The sequence below is a fragment of the Erwinia sp. 1181_3 genome (assembly GCF_052824965.1).
In genome coordinates this window covers 509,242-525,127 of the sequence record NZ_VTDE01000001.1, presented here as the reverse complement: position 1 = coordinate 525,127, position 15,886 = coordinate 509,242, and the positions used below count along the sequence as shown (strand labels likewise).

The 15,886-nt window shown below is 51.7% G+C and carries 17 protein-coding genes and 1 tRNA gene; 8 read left to right on the top strand and 10 right to left on the bottom strand.

Annotated elements, in window-relative coordinates; translation table 11 throughout:
* Positions 1–114: 114 nt before the first annotated feature.
* Both FY046_RS02420 and FY046_RS02415 read left to right on the top strand, forming a co-directional pair.
* The gene (locus tag FY046_RS02420) at positions 115–651 is read left to right on the top strand and encodes a hypothetical protein (RefSeq protein ID WP_171149177.1); all 537 of its coding nucleotides are present in this window, start codon (positions 115–117) and stop codon (positions 649–651) included.
* A 48-nt stretch (positions 652–699) separates the two neighbouring features.
* Positions 700–1,032 carry a hypothetical protein gene (locus FY046_RS02415; protein ID WP_171149178.1) on the top strand — a complete coding sequence of 111 codons (333 nt, stop codon included), beginning with the start codon at positions 700–702 and terminating at the stop codon, positions 1,030–1,032.
* 297 nt (positions 1,033–1,329) lie between these two features.
* Here FY046_RS02415 and FY046_RS02410 read toward each other — a convergent pair whose 3' ends face one another.
* Positions 1,330–2,196 carry a LysR family transcriptional regulator gene (locus tag FY046_RS02410; RefSeq protein ID WP_133841617.1) on the bottom strand — a complete coding sequence of 289 codons (867 nt, stop codon included), beginning with the start codon at positions 2,194–2,196 and terminating at the stop codon, positions 1,330–1,332.
* A gap of 109 nt (positions 2,197–2,305) precedes the next feature.
* Here FY046_RS02410 and FY046_RS02405 point away from each other — a divergent pair, with 109 nt between their 5' ends.
* The gene (locus FY046_RS02405) at positions 2,306–3,280 is read left to right on the top strand and encodes a quinone oxidoreductase family protein (RefSeq protein ID WP_446185705.1); all 975 of its coding nucleotides are present in this window, start codon (positions 2,306–2,308) and stop codon (positions 3,278–3,280) included.
* Positions 3,281–3,429: 149 nt separating this feature from the next.
* On the opposite strand, the gene FY046_RS02400 is transcribed toward FY046_RS02405, so the two are convergent.
* Positions 3,430–4,665, bottom strand: a complete 1,236-nt coding sequence (locus tag FY046_RS02400) for an MFS transporter (protein WP_446185704.1) — start codon at positions 4,663–4,665, stop codon at positions 3,430–3,432.
* Positions 4,666–4,772: 107 nt separating this feature from the next.
* On the opposite strand from FY046_RS02400, the gene FY046_RS02395 reads away from it, so the two are divergent.
* Positions 4,773–5,723, top strand: coding sequence for an AraC family transcriptional regulator (locus FY046_RS02395; protein ID WP_339458013.1), 951 nt, complete (start codon positions 4,773–4,775; stop codon positions 5,721–5,723).
* Positions 5,724–5,730: 7 nt separating this feature from the next.
* Here FY046_RS02395 and FY046_RS02390 read toward each other — a convergent pair whose 3' ends face one another.
* From FY046_RS02390 to FY046_RS02375, 4 genes are all read right to left on the bottom strand, one after another.
* Positions 5,731–6,168, bottom strand: coding sequence for a GNAT family N-acetyltransferase (locus FY046_RS02390; protein ID WP_167863690.1), 438 nt, complete (start codon positions 6,166–6,168; stop codon positions 5,731–5,733).
* 92 nt (positions 6,169–6,260) lie between these two features.
* Positions 6,261–6,608: an HNH nuclease YajD gene (yajD, locus tag FY046_RS02385; RefSeq protein WP_339458012.1), complete on the bottom strand. Its 348-nt coding sequence runs from the start codon at positions 6,606–6,608 to the stop codon at positions 6,261–6,263.
* A gap of 175 nt (positions 6,609–6,783) precedes the next feature.
* Positions 6,784–7,815 carry a methionine synthase gene (locus FY046_RS02380; protein ID WP_133841623.1) on the bottom strand — a complete coding sequence of 344 codons (1,032 nt, stop codon included), beginning with the start codon at positions 7,813–7,815 and terminating at the stop codon, positions 6,784–6,786.
* Positions 7,816–7,839: 24 nt separating this feature from the next.
* Positions 7,840–8,823, bottom strand: coding sequence for a DUF1852 domain-containing protein (locus FY046_RS02375; RefSeq protein WP_133841624.1), 984 nt, complete (start codon positions 8,821–8,823; stop codon positions 7,840–7,842).
* Positions 8,824–9,245: 422 nt separating this feature from the next.
* Between FY046_RS02375 and FY046_RS02370 the strand changes: the two genes are divergently transcribed.
* Entirely contained in the window at positions 9,246–9,728 is a 483-nt protein-coding gene (locus FY046_RS02370) for a cold-shock protein (protein WP_446185703.1), read from the top strand.
* A gap of 180 nt (positions 9,729–9,908) precedes the next feature.
* Here FY046_RS02370 and FY046_RS02365 read toward each other — a convergent pair.
* Positions 9,909–9,984 (bottom strand) — tRNA-Asn (locus FY046_RS02365).
* Between the two features lie 306 nt (positions 9,985–10,290).
* Between FY046_RS02365 and FY046_RS02360 the strand changes: the two genes are divergently transcribed.
* Entirely contained in the window at positions 10,291–11,412 is a 1,122-nt protein-coding gene (locus FY046_RS02360) for a Gfo/Idh/MocA family protein (RefSeq protein ID WP_133841626.1), read from the top strand.
* 139 nt (positions 11,413–11,551) lie between these two features.
* Positions 11,552–12,598 carry a Fe2+-enterobactin ABC transporter substrate-binding protein gene (gene fepB / locus FY046_RS02355; protein ID WP_446185702.1) on the top strand — a complete coding sequence of 349 codons (1,047 nt, stop codon included), beginning with the start codon at positions 11,552–11,554 and terminating at the stop codon, positions 12,596–12,598.
* A gap of 247 nt (positions 12,599–12,845) precedes the next feature.
* On the opposite strand, the gene FY046_RS02350 is transcribed toward fepB, so the two are convergent.
* From FY046_RS02350 to FY046_RS02340, 3 genes are all read right to left on the bottom strand, one after another.
* Positions 12,846–13,301 carry a putative T6SS immunity periplasmic lipoprotein gene (locus tag FY046_RS02350; protein ID WP_446185701.1) on the bottom strand — a complete coding sequence of 152 codons (456 nt, stop codon included), beginning with the start codon at positions 13,299–13,301 and terminating at the stop codon, positions 12,846–12,848.
* A 159-nt stretch (positions 13,302–13,460) separates the two neighbouring features.
* Positions 13,461–13,916: a putative T6SS immunity periplasmic lipoprotein gene (locus tag FY046_RS02345; RefSeq protein ID WP_212812992.1), complete on the bottom strand. Its 456-nt coding sequence runs from the start codon at positions 13,914–13,916 to the stop codon at positions 13,461–13,463.
* Positions 13,916–14,323 (bottom strand): type IV secretion protein Rhs, encoded by a 408-nt coding sequence (locus FY046_RS02340; RefSeq protein ID WP_446185700.1) that lies wholly within the window; start codon positions 14,321–14,323, stop codon positions 13,916–13,918. Before FY046_RS02340 ends, FY046_RS02345 begins: the two co-directional genes overlap by 1 nt.
* A 328-nt stretch (positions 14,324–14,651) precedes the next feature.
* Here FY046_RS02340 and FY046_RS02335 point away from each other — a divergent pair, with 328 nt between their 5' ends.
* Positions 14,652–15,863: a multidrug effflux MFS transporter gene (locus tag FY046_RS02335; protein ID WP_446185699.1), complete on the top strand. Its 1,212-nt coding sequence runs from the start codon at positions 14,652–14,654 to the stop codon at positions 15,861–15,863.
* The last annotated feature ends 23 nt before the right edge of the window (positions 15,864–15,886 follow it).

The following is a 15,886-nucleotide window of genomic DNA, read 5'->3' as shown; positions in this document are numbered from 1 at the left end:
TTTAATGGCTTGCTCCAAGATACTTTCACATGCATTTATATACTTTTTATTGCATTATGTTGACTATCTATTTTTATGTATATAGTTGACTAATACTTTACTAAGGAGATGTATATGAGCGATTCAGCTCTGGTTGTATTCACTGCCCGTGGTCTTGATCGTCTGATAAGTGATGGAGGATCTAGCGCCTGGGTTCTCAGTGAAAAACGTGCATCGCGTTGTAAATACGTGGTTTGTGTACAGAACAGAGACCCTGCTGATAATCATAATGACGACTGGGGAACCGTAACCGCCCCGCACAAATACGCCTTTTTTGTTGGCATGATATCGGACGTCCTACTTTCCCCTGAATGGGATGGAAAGCATCCTAAAAGATGGCTAGTCAAAGTCAGCCAGTACGCTGAAGTAGCATACCCGGACATGTGGGATGGCGCTCGAAACCCCGTTGCTTACTCATCACTTTTTGAATTGGGTATTGAGGAAAATAAACTAAAATTCAAAAAGATGCCTGAAGTGACGATTGAGCCACCTAAGGCTGTACTTGAGGAAGATCCTTTCCCAGAAGGGATAACAATTCAGCAAGCGAAGATACTGTTATCTAAAAAGTATGAGGTTTCAGTCGATAGTATTGAAGTTATCATTCGCGCCTGACGACATTGCTGCAAATGCGGCGCATTAATCTGAGTTTTAGGAGGCTGTATGGATAAGTCATGGGACGGTAATTTTAAGGATATCCCTTTAGATCATTTCGAAAAGATGAAGTCGGCTGCACGCGATCTTGCGGAACGACGCAGAAAATCTGAAGATCCGAAAGTAAATGACAAGAATATCTGTATACGTATCGGTATGTCAGGAACAGGCGTCAGGCCTAACTATCAGGTTGAACTTCCTAATGGTCGAATTATTGCCATAAATGGTATTAATCATGAAGAATTCGGCGTTGAGCAGTTCGACAGTGACTGGATTTCCCGGCCTTATAGCATCGATCAGCTCAATACTATGCGCATGTTCGGAGGCACTCTTGAGTCATAACCTGAGAGAGTTAACAGAGCTGCGCATCTAAGCTCTGTGCCCTTGCCATAAGACCCCTCCGCAGAGGCCCGAAACGCCTCTTCTGATGGTTCGGCGATGCTGGTTAAAGAAGTTGGGCTGATGGCCCGTCCGGGCAGGGAGTTGGGAGGATATTGTTATTAATGTCTCAAATGTTATGTGAGTTCAACGGTTTATTGTGTTGGATCCATCGGTTGAATTCACAGCCAACATCGCGATACGTTAATAACCCGGGGGCTGGTCAATATACTCCATGGAAGAAGTCACCCACATCACGGTTCAGGGCGTTCTGTCAGGCGGACATGCCTTGCCAATAACATCAGCCAGAAATTCCATGACCATCACCGCGAAGGGATCGCGTCTGTACTCTGGATAGGCAACCAGCCACATGCTCCTGCCTGGGGGGCGCGAACTGACAGGCAGTTTTATCAGCGAGCTGTCATTGTCCCCCATAAAGCAGGGTAACGTCACCACGCCCAGCCCACTCCTTGCAGCCTGCTGCTGTGCCATCAGGTCGCTGGCCCTGAATATAATCCGCCTTCCGTCCAGCAGGGATTCCAGCCATTGCTGCTGCGTCACATGATCCAGCGAGTTCTCGTAGGCAATGAATACCCAACTGTCGGGCGGCTTATCCAGCCAGCAAGGTGAAGCATACAGACCGAAACGCATCGTCCCGATACGGCGCGTCAGCAAATCGGGATCATCCGGTCTTGTCAGACGGACCGCGATATCAGCCTCGCCTTTGTTCAGTTGAACATGATGGGATACGCCTGATAATGAGAGTGAGATAGTCGGGTGACGCTGCGTAAACTCAGCCACGGCCGGTGCAATCAGCTGTGCAGCCACCGCCGGGGATGCGCTGATCCTGACAGCCGCCGCTGGCGCAGCAGACAGCGACTTCGCCTGTATACCCACCCGGTCGGCAATCCTGTTCATTTCATCAGCCAAAGAGGCGATGACTTTGCCTTGTTCCGTCAGCGCGGTACGCCGGGGCAATCGTTCAGTAAGACGAAGGCCGAGCGAAGTTTCGAGGGCGGCGATGCGGCGGCTTACGGTGGCATGGTCAACGTGAAGCTCTTTTGCCGCAGCGGACATGGAACCCCAGCGGGCCAGAGCAAGAAAGTAATGTAAATCCTGCCAGTCCATTCACTCTTTCCTTGTGCATTTTTACACATACATGGTTCTTTTATACCCGTATTTTTCCTGACATAAACGACTTTATAATTTTTCTCACGTAAACAGTGAGGACAGCAATATGTCAGTAGCCATCGTTATCAGTCAGCCGGGCGGTCCCGACGTCCTTAAAGCCATTGAAATGACGCAGAATGAACCGGGCCCCGATGAAGTTCAGATTCAGCATGAGGTGATCGGCGTCAACTTTGTGGATATTTACTTCCGTTCAGGGCTTTACCCTTTGTCCTCTTCCCCGACAGTGCCCGGCTTTGAAGGGGGCGGAGTGGTAACGGCCGTGGGGCATAACGTTCGCGCATTTATCCCCGGGGACCGCGTTGCTTATACCGGGAACCCGATGGGAGCCTATACAGCACTCAGGAATATCCCTGCCAGTCGGCTCATTAAAATACCCGATGGGGTAACGATTCGGACCGCCGGAAGCTCGATGCTGAGGGGGCTTACCGCACATATGTTGCTTCACAAGGTACGGGAGGTTAAAGCGGGTGACTGGCTGCTGGTTCATTCTGCCGCGGGCGGTCTGGGCCAGATTGTCACCCGCTGGGCAACCATGAAAGGTGCCAGGGTGATTGGGACAACGGGGTCCGCTGCTAAAGTGAACATTGTGCAGAATGCAGGGGCCGCTGAAGTGCTGCTTCATACCGATGCGGCATGGGCGGAAACCGTGCGCGAAATTACGGAGGGTCGCGGGGTGCATCTTGCCATTGATGGGATTGGAGGAAACATGCTTGCTGCAACGCTCGGCGTGGTGCGCCCTTTTGGCATTGTCGCAAGCCTGGGTCAGCCTGCCGGGCCTATTCCACCGGTGCGTGTAGAGGATCTTGGCTTCGCCCGCTCAATCGCACTGATGCGGCCAAGTTCCATTGCCTATGCTGACGACCCCGATCTCTACAGACAGGGGGCCAGCGACCTCATGGCGGCCCTGCAGAATGGTCTGGAAAATCCCGTCGGAGCGGAATATTCCCTGACGCAGGCGGCGAAAGCACACGCTGACCTCGAAGCCGGACGTACAACAGGAAGTGTGATACTGACCGTGTAGATTCCGTTGTTACAAGGGTAAAAGCAGAACCCGCCTCTTCTGCTTTTACCCATTACATTAAAAGATGTCTGTGATTTTCCGCATTGATAACGGCTTGTGGGCTACTCCGCTAGCTGAACGGACGCGATGTCCCCGGCGTGGTTAACGTGTCAGTGAAATGTCCTGCTTTGCGTTTCTGTCGGTGATGAAGAGACTCTGACCCGGAAGGCAATAATCAGCGCGGCACTGAACATGATGCATGCCGCTGTGATAAATACCCCCGTCACGCCGTTGATGCCATATATCAGGCCACCGATGGCCGCACCGGCAGCAATGGAGGATTGAACGGCGGCGACCACCATACCTCCCGCACTCTCTGCTTCATCTGGAAGCGTCCGTGCGACCCAGTTTGACCACGCCACCGGTACGCCGCCAAATGCCAGACCCCACAGCATCACCAGCATCGTGAGCCCCACTATCGATAGTGGCATGATGATCATGCCCAGTGCGGCTGCACCCACCAGAGCGGGCATCATGATGAGCGTCAAACGCAAGCTGCGTTCCATCAGCCATCCCGCCGACAGCGTCCCGCAAAAGTTAGCCAGCCCAAATCCGAGCAACAGTAACGCCAGCCCTTCGGCATCCACCTGTGCGAGACCTTCCAGCGCAGGCCGTATATAGGTAAATAGCGCGTACTGGCCGGTGTGTGCCAGCACGCACCCCATCATACCGATGCTAACACCAGGCCGTCGCAGTAGAGAAAAGACCGATGCCGTTTTACTCCGAATCAGCGGTGGCATTCCGGGCAGCGTGAAATACTGGAAAAGCAAAGTGACGACACCCACCGCGGCAGCGGCAATAAAGGCGCTACGCCAGCCCCAAATCCCCCCCAGATAGCTTCCCAGCGGCACGGCAACCACCGTACCTACCGCGATACCACTAAAAATGATCGACAGGGCGCGCGGCACCAGCCTTTCTGGCACCAGGCGCATCGCCACCGCCGCAGCCATGCTCCAGAATCCACCCAGTGCGATACCCAGCAAGACGCGCATTGCCAGCAGCATGACAATGCCTGAAGAGAGCGCCACGAGCAGGTTTGAAAAGACCATCAACGCAGTGAAGCTCAACAGTACGGCGCGCTTGTCAAACGCACGCGTAAATCGCGGGACCAGTAATCCGGCAAATAACGCAATGACCGCCGTCGCCGTGACGGCCTGTCCGGCAAGAGATTCGGACACACCAAAATCCTGAGCCATCGGGGTTAATAAACTGGCCGGCAGGTATTCAGCGGTGAGTAGGCCAAAAACACCCATGGTTAACGAAAACACCGCCCGCCAGGCAGGCCGGATTGGCTCATCGGTGGTTAATACGGCTTTGTGCTGCCTGATAGAGACTTCATTGGTCATGACTGAGTTTCCAGGTAAAGGGGTTAAAGGATGAAGTCTATTCAGGTGTGGCTGGATGAGCTATGCTCTAAAAACCTCCTTTATTACCCGAAAACCCGAATATGGTCATGACTTCACCTTTTGCCCTCTCATCTGAACTCATCAGTGAACTGCTTTCTGGTCTGCGACTTAACGGTGTGCGGTATCAGCGTATTCAAACGGGCAATACGTTTGGATTGAATTTCGCCAGCCGCCCCGGCCATGCTTACCTGCACTATGTCGCGGTGGGGGATGCGGTGCTTCAGACTGCAAACGGCGATTGTTTCTCGCTTTCAGCCGGGGAAGCCCTGTTTATTCCTCACGGCGGAGAGCACCAGCTAATGTCGGCAACAGCCGCTGACGTGATGGATATCGATGACTTTGAAACGGTACCCCTGGATGAAAACGTGAGTGGCATTGATACCTGTCCCAGCACCCAGGAAACGCCAGGTGCCGTGCTGTTCTTTGGCTGCATGGAAATTGATTTGGGAAGCATGCAACGACTGGCAGGCGTGATGCCTGAGGTTATGCGTGCTGATGCGAAGGGGGCTAACTGGCCGGGACTGATGCATATCCTGGATGCGATGAAGCGTGAGATATGTTCCGGGCGCGTGGGCTATGCCGGGATTCTTGCCAGGCTGGCCGATGTGGTTGCGGCGATGTTTATCAGAGGGTGGGTGGAGGGTGGTTGCGGCACCAGCCAGGGGCTCGCTGCAGCACTGCGCGATCCGCGTCTGGCTCGGGCCATCCTGGCGATTCACCGCGAACCGGGCCGCGACTGGAGCGTGGCAGAACTCGCCGCTGAATCGCATATATCCCGATCCGCCTTCGCCGAAAGGTTTCAGACCACCATCGGTATTCCACCGTTGCGGTATGCCACGGAAGTACGGATGCACCTCGCTGTCCGCTGGTTATCGTCAGAAAAAATCACCGTCGACCTGGTATCCCAGCGGCTGGGCTACTCCTCACAGGCCGCTTTCAGCCGGGCTTTTAAGCGTGTAACAGGCAAGTCTCCCGGCGCAATGCGTATCCTTAACTGACAGAGCGTTATCCTCTGGCCTTTTCTAAACGGATATCAGTGTCATTAATATCCGTTTTATTGCCCCAGCCGAGATGCAGGTAAACGTTCGCAGCACGGCTGTTCTTATCGGTTTCCAGCCAGGCGATATCATGGTGTTTAAATAATTCCTGCTCAGCGGCCATCACCAGTCTGCGTCCCGCTCCCTTGCCTTCATATTCCGGGAGAACAAATGCCGCAAACAGGCAGCCTTCATCCGGCAAAATCATAGAGAAACCGATGATTTTTTCGCTTTCAACCGCAACCCAGGCGCAAGGGCTGTTCTGAATCATATCGGCCACCAGGCTTTCAGTGATCCCCATCTGGCGCATTTCTTCACGACTCAGATGGTTTTCAATAACCGAGGTTCTGACGTCGAAAATACGCTCTACATCAGAAACTCGCGCTGATCGGATAGTGATATTCATTATCATTTTTCATCCGGTGAAATGATCGGGCTGCCCGTTCACATTGAATATGCTGGCAGTCCGTAGAGTTCCAAAAGCTAACCGGTCTGCTGTTATTTCTTGTTCTTCAGCATCGACTGTAAATCCGCAAAAGGATTGTAGGTGGCGGCACCCACGTCTTTTTGCGCATCTTCTCCTGCCACAACGGTGGTACCGTACTGGTCAGCTTCGGTGTACTTCGAGTGTTCGTGGTCATGGCAATACAGGCACAACAACTCCCAGTTACTGCCATCTTCCGGGTTATTGGTGTGATCGTGATCCATATGGTGAACCGTTAATTCGCGCAGGTTGGAATAAACGAACTCGCGCGCGCAGCGGCCACAGACCCACGGATAGATTTTGAGTGCTTTCTCACGGTAGCCGCTTTCCAGCCGCGCATAGTTTTTGGGGATCAGAGCCATTGCCGATATTACCTGTTCTAAAGGGAGCATTTAACGAGAGTGCCTTCAATATATCCCATAATCGAACAGAAGGAGAAATCAAACAGGGAAGTGCAGGGGGGGAGGGCACAGTCCGGATTGTTCAGATTGCTCAATCCGGACTGCGTTGTTTCAAATGATCGACGGCCTGACGCCGTTATTTCGCCAGCAGTTCTTTACGCACGATTTCTGCGCCTGCACTTAATGCATCCAGCTTGCCGCGTGCAACGCCACGCGGTAACGGGATCATGCCGCAGTTGGTGCAAGGATAGAGCTTGTCGGCATCAACATACTGCAGGGCTTTGCGCAGCGTCGCGGCGACTTCTTCAGGCGTCTCAATGTTATTGGTTGCCACATCAATGGCACCAACCATCACTTTCTTACCGCGAATGAGTTCCATCAGCTCCATAGGAACATGCGAGTTCATACATTCGAGTGAGATAATATCGATATTAGATTTTTGCAATTTCGGGAAAATCTGTTCGTATTGTCTCCACTCGGTGCCCAGCGTCTTTTTCCAGTCGGTATTGGCTTTGATGCCGTAGCCGTAGCAAATATGGACAGCGGTTTCGCATTTAAGCCCTTCGATAGCGCGTTCCAGGGTGGCAATACCCCAGTCATTCACTTCATCGAAGAAAACATTAAATGCAGGCTCATCAAACTGGATAATATCAACGCCGACAGCCTCTAACTCTTTGGCTTCTTCGTTGAGAATTTTGGCAAATTCCCAGGCGAGTTTTTCGCGGCTTTTATAGTGGTTATCATACAGCGTATCGATCATGGTCATCGGGCCCGGCAAGGCCCATTTGATCGGCTTATCGGTTTGCTGACGTAAAAACTTAGCGTCTTCCACAAACACCGACTTCTTGCGGCTGACAGGGCCGACAACGGTTGGCACACTTGCATCATAGCGATCGCGAATTTTAACGATCTCACGTTTCTCAAAATCAACACCCTCAAGGTGCTCAATAAACGTGGTAACAAAATGCTGGCGTGTTTGCTCACCGTCGCTGACGATATCAATACCGGCCTGCTGTTGATCGTCCAGGCACAAACGCAGCGCATCTTTTTTGCCGTCGGCTAATTCCTGATCCTGCAATTTCCACGGGGACCAGAGTTGCTCAGGTTGTGCAATCCATGAAGGCTTAGGTAAGCTGCCAGCCGTGGACGTGGGCAATAACTTTTTCATAATAGAAACCTTGTATTTGTTTAATCAAAGAACGGGATCAGCAGACCATTGTTCAAGAAGAGTTTGATATGGTTTGATGAACTTCTCTTCAGTGAACTTTCCTTGTTCAACAGCCAGCTGGCTACGTTCTTCGCGATCGTAAGTAATGAGCGTTAATGAATGGTCCCGCTGCGTCAGGTTGGGTTGATAATGCTTTCCTGCTGCAGAGTTCGCATTGTAAATCTCTGGTCGGTAGATCTTCTGGAACGTCTCCATCGTACTGATGGTGGCGATAAGCTCCAGATCGGTGTAATCATTCACCAGATCCCCTACGAAATAAAAAGCTAACGGCGCAACACTGTTTGCAGGCATGAAATAGCGCGCCTGTAAGCCCATTTTATTGAAATAGTGATCGGTCAGGGACAGTTCATTCTGCTGGTATTCGATGCCCAGAGCAGGATGCTGATAACCCGTCTGATGATAGGTGTTCTTGCTTGAGACGCTCAGGCAAATCACCGGCGCTTTGGAGAAGTTTTCTTTGTAGATATCTGAATCCACAAAGCGTTTAAAAATATTGCCATGCAGGTCGCCAAAGTTAGCGGGGATGCTAAATTCGGGTTGGTTTTTATTATGCTCTGGCAATACCACGCTAAAATCATAATCGCGTACGTAAGAGGAAAAGTTATTTCCTACGATACCTTCAATGCGTTCATCTGTTTTCTTATCAATAATATTGGTTTTTAAAATCTCAATCACCGGGAAGCTATCGTTATTGCCTTCGACAGCAATATTCATCTCAACGGAGATGATTTCCAGTTCGACAGCGTAACGATCCCCTTTGGGATTATCCCCATGCGCCAGGGAATTAAAGCGATTGTTCATCATCACTAAGGCGTTGCGCAGGTTTTCCTGGCGTTTTGAACCTCTGGCCAGATTAGCAAAGTTGGTTGTGATACGCGTATTTTCGGATGGATTATAATTCTCATCGAAACAGATTTTTTTTATGGTAAACGCAAAGTTATTATTCATCGTAATCTGGTATCCTAATTTCCGCTACAAACCTGAGCTTACTTTTTGCACTTTTCATGAAGCTGCAATTTTCTATTCAGGTTCCAACATTCAGCCGTCTGCACACATTCTATAGTGCATATTTTATGCCAGAGTCACCGGGTGAGGGGAAGTGATTTAATTTCACAGCAACATGAGCGATTTTCATGATCAGGGGGAGGGAGGAGCGGGATTGTGGCGAAAGTTCATCATACTCTCCAATCGCTCAGGGTTCACTCACATTTCACCTGTCACTTTGCCTGTTATGCGCCTTCCCCAGCCTGCCGTTCCTCGCGTACCCGCAATTTATCGTCCAGACTTACAGCAAAGGCATAGTCTGCGCAGGCATTGTGTTTTACACTGCGCGCTGAAAATTGAGTAGATTAACGATTAAGTAGGCGACAATGGCGATGAACGGCACGATCACAACCTGGTTTAAAGAAAAAGGCTTTGGATTTATCAAAGATGAAAACGGTGATAACCGTTATGTTCATGTGATTAAAATCGCCAATCCTGAGCTGATTAAGAAAGATGCGGCGGTGACTTTCGAGCCGACCACCAACAGCAAAGGCCTGTCCGCTTATGATGTGAAAGTGATCCCGGAAAGCTCCTACATCTATATCGCGGGCGAGCGCCTGAAGCTCACCTCGATCAAGTCTTTCCTGGTGTACAGCGAAGAAGTCCCGGCTGAGACGCGCATTGATAAAGAAAATACGGTGCTGTCTGTGGGCATACTGATGAACAGCATCAGGCCGAAATCAGCCACGCAGCCGGGTGAAATGCGCACGGTGAAAAAACTGGCGATCACCACCTTCCAGGGAACAACCCTGATCTTCTCGGAAGATGAGATCGACATCGACAGCACGGTGAAGTTGCTTAAGGTCTGACACCATCCGGACTGATCCCTGTGCCGAAATCCTGCGCCATTGAGCGGAAGGATTTCGGCATCGCTGACGGCCTTTGAGAACGTCCCCTTCACACATTTCCCCACTGCCTGTCATCCGGCGGCACGAAATCATTAACAACAAAAAGCCCGCTCAGGTTTCCCTGAGCGGGCTTCTTAAATTTGGCTCCTCTGACTGGACTCGAACCAGTGACATACGGATTAACAGTCCGCCGTTCTACCGACTGAACTACAGAGGAATTGTTGGAACGGGGCGCATGATATCCAGCAGGGCAGGGGATGTCAAAGGCTGTTTTCACGCTTTTGGTTCAACTGCTGAATAAAGCAGCATACTGAACAAGCCTATGTGATTTTTACCACAAAAATCGTGCCTTTGCGTATTGCGTTGCAGGATGCGGTGGGACTTGCAGCGGCGTTACATTCATTTTCGCCAGGGCGATCACGTTTGTTTCATTTTGACGTTGAATCACAGTGTTGCGAAATATAAATTTCATCAATATTGAATTTTTGTTCCATTTCCTGTTCCCTACATCTAAGGATTTATCATGAAAAAAGTCAGAATTGGCCTGATCGGTACCGGTTATATCGGACGCTGCCACGCGATTGCCTACTCTCAGGCGCCGACCGTGTTCAACCTGAAAGGGGAATTGGTTCGTGAGATGCTGGCGGAAGTGAACCCGGAACTGGCCAGCGCGCAGGCGGCCACACTCGGCTTCAATCGTTCAACCGGAGACTGGCGTGAACTGGTTGCGGATGAAAATATCGACGTTGTTGATATCTGTGCCCCTAACTTCCTGCATAAAGAGATGGCGCTGGAAGCCATTCGCCACGGCAAACACGTCTACTCCGAAAAACCCCTGGCGCTGGATGTCGCCGATGCTGAAGAGATGGTGCGTGCAGCCGAAAAAGCCGGGGTGAAAACGCTGGTGGGTTTCAACTATATGAAAAACCCGACCAGCCAGCTGGCGAAAGAGATTATTGCCCGTGGCGAAATCGGCGAGGTGGTGCACTTCTACGGCACGCACAATGAAGATTACCTGGCGAATCCGAACACCCCGCTGGACTGGCACTGTCAGAAAGCGCTGGCGGGCCTCGGCGCTCTGGGCGACCTGGCCGCGCATATTGTCAACATGGCGCACTATCTGGTGGGCAACATTGATGAGGTTAGCGGCGATATGATGACGGTCATCAAGCAGCGCCCGGACCCGAAAAATCTGTCCCAGCTGCGCGATGTGGAAAACGAAGATCAGGCTAGCGCACTGCTGCGTTTTGCTAACGGCGCGCACGGTGTGATTGAAACCTCACGTATCGCCTGCGGCAGCAAAATGGGCCTGACCTACGTGGTGACCGGCACCAAAGGCAGCATCCGTTACACCCAGGAGCGCATGGCGGAGCTGGAGCTGTATATCCATGATGACCCGGCCGGTCGCCAGGGCTTTAAAACCATTCTGACTGGCCCGGCGCACCCGGATTATGCGGCGTTCTGTATTTCTGCCGGGCACGGTATTGGCTTTAACGATCAGAAAACGGTGGAAGTGCGCGATTTGATTAACGGGATTGCCGCCGATGACCGTATGTGGCCAGACTTTGCTGAAGGCTTGCAGGTATCGAAAGTGCTGGAGGCGATCGCCCTCTCTGCCGCCGAAGGGCGTTGGATGAAAGTGTAAATTTTTACTCAGGCCGGGCTTGCCCGGCCTTTTTAGCGTAAGCCAGTTTTTCCCGCCTCTTCTCCATTGTCATAAGCGATTTAAATTCCCCGCCATTAAATGTATGATAATAAGACTCATTTTCAATGAAGTGGCTAAGATGAAAAAACTGTTCTCCTTCCCGGTGCTGTGTGCACTGCTGGTGGCTGCCGCACTGATCTTTGTTGTATCCGTCCGCAGCTGCTCAACTCAGTATTCAGAGGCGCAACCCGCCTCACCACCGGCTGCGGCCGCAGCTGTTGCGCCAACAGGCGCACAGCAGGGCTGGCCGCGTACGCTGCAAACCCCTAAAGGGCCACTGACCCTGACTAAGGCCCCGGAACGTATTGTCTCCACCAGCGTCACCATTACCGGAACGCTGCTGGCAATCAATGCGCCGCTGGTCGGTTCCGGCGGCACCAGTCGTAACAGCACGGTGTCGGATGACCAGGGTTTTTTTAAACAATGGAGTGCAGTGGCGAAGCAGGCCAGGCTGAAACCCCTCTACATTTCTGAACCGAACGCCGAGGCGATTGCCGCTGCGGCGCCGGACCTGATTGTGATTGCCGCCACGGGCGGTGACTCAGCGTTAAAGCTCTACGATCAGCTGTCGGCTATCGCCCCGACGCTGGTGATCGACTACGGTGATAAAAGCTGGCAACAGCTTGCTGTACAGTTAGGGGAGATCACCGGGCATGAGAAAGACGCCAGCACTGTGATTGACCGTTTTGAGCAACGGGTTCAGGCGGTGAAGCAGGCGATCACGCTGCCACCCCAGCCGGTTTCCGCGCTGGTTTATTATGAAGATGGCCGCGGTGTGAATTTGTGGACCCTGGCATCAGCACAGGGCAAGCTGCTGTCTGAACTGGGCTTTACGCTGGCGATGCCACCCGCGGACGTGCAGGGCGGCACCAGCATGGGTAAGCGTAACGATATTATTCAGCTGTCAGGTGAGAATATGGCGGCCGGTCTCACTGGGAAGAGTATGTTGCTGTTCTCAGCAGACGACGAGACGGTGGGGCGCGTAAGGGCCAATCCCTTCCTTGAGCATCTGGAGCCGGTAACGGCTGAGCGGGTCTATGCAATGGGCCCGGATACGTTCCGTCTGGATTATTACAGTGCCAGCAATATGCTGGACAGTATTGAGCGGCATTTTAAGTCCCACTAAGGTGGGATGTCCTCACCCAAATAAACCGCAGAGATCGCCATATTGTGGCAGTTTTAAAACTAACAGCGAGCAACGGTGCTGCGGGGATGGGGCCAGTTTGAGGTAAGCCGGACGTCACGCGACAGGACGTCGTGTGCCGAGGCCCGCAGGGATGCGGCAGTTGCCGATCCGGCGTGCTCAAACTGGCCTCAGACCTGAAGCCGAATGATCAGCCACTCATTTTTGTGGGGATTCATCAGGGGCCTGGTCAGCCGTCGTTGTTTTCACTCTCCCGGCTATAATCCTCTGTTATCACTGAATAATCCCGCGGCGCGAAGGGATGCGGTACACCTTTTATCATCATGAACTCAGAAACAATAATGCGGCGCATCATCCTTCTCTCGGTGGGTGAACGTAATGAGATCTCCACGTTTAACTCACCGGACTCCGGAAATTGATAGTAAGTGTCTGGGATGCATAGCTGATTATTAGCAATTTTTAAAGCAGGGAAATCCCTGTTGAAACCCGACCTCGGCGGTGCATCTCTGTCTCTGATAGAAAGGTAATGTGCGTAATAGTCGCCGGCATTGTTAATCTGGAAACAGAATCCGGCATCCGTTCTGGAAACCTGTCCGATCTCAAGCGAGGGGAAGTGATCTCCCAACCAGCAGCCAGTCAGTAACAAAGAGAGAAGAGCGGGCAGGAGGGGATTATTGATTTTCATATGGCATACATATCCCTGAGTTCATCCATAAGTCATCACTGATGACCGACCGTAACGGCAGGTCGGCCACTACGGTCGGTGGCCGGGCACCAGGATACGTTGCAGGGTTCGACCTTCAGTTCCTGTGGAAACGGTCCGACGGCTTGCACAACGGTGTGGTCAGTCGCTGTTTTTTTCCCTCTCCCGGATATAATCAACCGTTAGCACGGAATAATCCCTCGGTGCGAAGGGATGCGGTACACCCTTTATCGTCCTGAACTCAGATATAATGATGCGGCGTATCATTCTTCTTTCGGTGGGAGAACGTAATGATATATCCACGTTAATTTCACCGTAGTCCGGAAATTGATAGTAAGTGTCTGGGATGCATAGCTGATTATTAGCAACTTTTAAAGCAGGTAACTTGCGGTTGAAACCCGATCTTTCAGGTGCATGTCTGTCTCTGATGGAAAGATAATGTACGTAATAGTCGCCGGCATTGTTAATCTGGAAACAGAATCCGGCGTCCGTTCTGGAAACCTGCCCGACTTCATACGGCGGGAAGTGATCCCCCAACCAGCAGCCAGTCAGCAATAAAGAGAGAAGGGTGGGCAGGAGGGGATTATTGATTTTCATTACAGACTCCATGGGAATGATCGAAGCGTGTATTTATACTGGCTCAATAATTCTTCATCGGATAAATCATCACAGTTAGTACATAAGGTATTTGACTCCCAGTCACCACGTCGGTCAGGCTGTGTAAGGATATAATAATCCGCGATAATCTGGGCTTGTTGCTCCATACCATAAGTGCTAAGCGGCCAGCTGTCTAAAGCATATTCATACTTTGCAGCCCAGCTAGCGAGCCCCCTTAACTTCACTTTCATGCCGTTCTGATATTGCCATACGTGCGAAAGCTCATGAATAAAAGTTTGTTGGCGAGTTATATCCGCTCTTGAGAAGTCAGGTCTATAATCCTCCCGAAAATACATTTCTCCATTGGGTGACATCGAGACGCGTTGCAGTTGTAAGCCTAAAGGCAAGTAACTTCCTTTATGGACCTACACTTTGCCGTAGTTTATGGTGTCGCGAAAAATATCTTTCGCCATCTTAATCTCACCCAATGTCATCAGGCGCAGACTTCCATCCTTAGTTTCCTTAAATGGCATACATATCCCTGAGTTCATCCATAAGTCATCACTGATGCTCCAGCATAACAACGGCGTATTTTATTGGAAATTCGTTGATGTGCGATTATCCGCTATCGCCATTTATGAATTCAGCTCATAACGACGACCTGATTACCTGACATTATCTTCTGATGGCAAACCGCTACTCTACCGTTCTCCCTTTCTGTCCCGATGGATTGTCATGACTGACTCTCAGGCGCATACGCCGTTAGCCACCCCAAAAACCACCGGCTTTACCTTTGTACTGATCCTCAGTGCACTAATGGCTATTACCTCGTTATCGACCGATATTTATCTGCCCGCCATGCCCGTGATGGCGAAGGATTTACAGGGCGATGCGGAGCTGACCATCACCGGCTTTTTAATCGGTTTTTGCATAGCTCAACTGGTCTGGGGACCGATCAGCGATCACTTCGGTCGGCGTTTGCCGATGTGCATCGGTATGGTACTGTTTGTAATGGGGTCGGTGGGCTGTGCCTTATCCACTGATATCGTGCATATCGTCTTCTGGCGGGTATTTCAGGCGCTGGGTGCCTGTACCGGGCCGATGCTGGCCAGGGCGATGATCCGCGATCTCTACAGCCGCACCCGTGCGGCACAGATGATGTCCACGCTGATGATCGTCATGGCCATTGCCCCGATAGCCGGGCCGCTGCTGGGGGGGCAGATGATTCACATCGCCTCCTGGCATGCCATTTTCTGGCTGCTGGCGATAATCGGTGCCGTGATGCTGCTGGCAATCGCCTGGCTGCCTGAAACTCTGCCTGAATCAAAACGGGTGAAAGCCTCCCTGTCCGGTGCCTTTCGCAATTATTACCGCTTACTGACGCATGCCACCTTTATGCGCTTCACGCTCTGCGTGACGTTTTATTATGTCGCGGCCTATGCGTTTATTACCGGCTCACCCTTTGTTTACATCTCGTATTTTGGTTTTGAACCCGCGCATTACGGCTGGCTGTTTGCCGTGAATATTGTCGGATTAATGGCGGTCAGCATGGTGAACCGACGGCTGGTACATCGCTATCCGCTGGAAACCCTGCTTAAGTGTGCCGCCTCCGTTGCCGCACTTGCCGCACTGCTATTAGCGGTGGCGACCGGGTCTGGCATGGGCGGGATAGGCCTGATTATCGCGGCGGTATTCGTTTTCTTCTCCATGAACGGCATTATCGCGGCAACATCGACCGCAGCTGCGCTGGATGCTGCGCCGGAGATGGCGGGTTCGGCATCGGCACTGGTGGGATCGTTGCAGTACGGCAGCGGCATTATCTCATCGCTGCTACTGGCGCTGTTTAGCGATGGCACGCCCTGGACCATGGGCTGGATTATCGCACTCTTTACCCTGGCCAGTGCCGTAATGGCACTGACCACGCGCACAACGAAAATAGTCATATAGACTTGATCTACCGGCTGATGAGC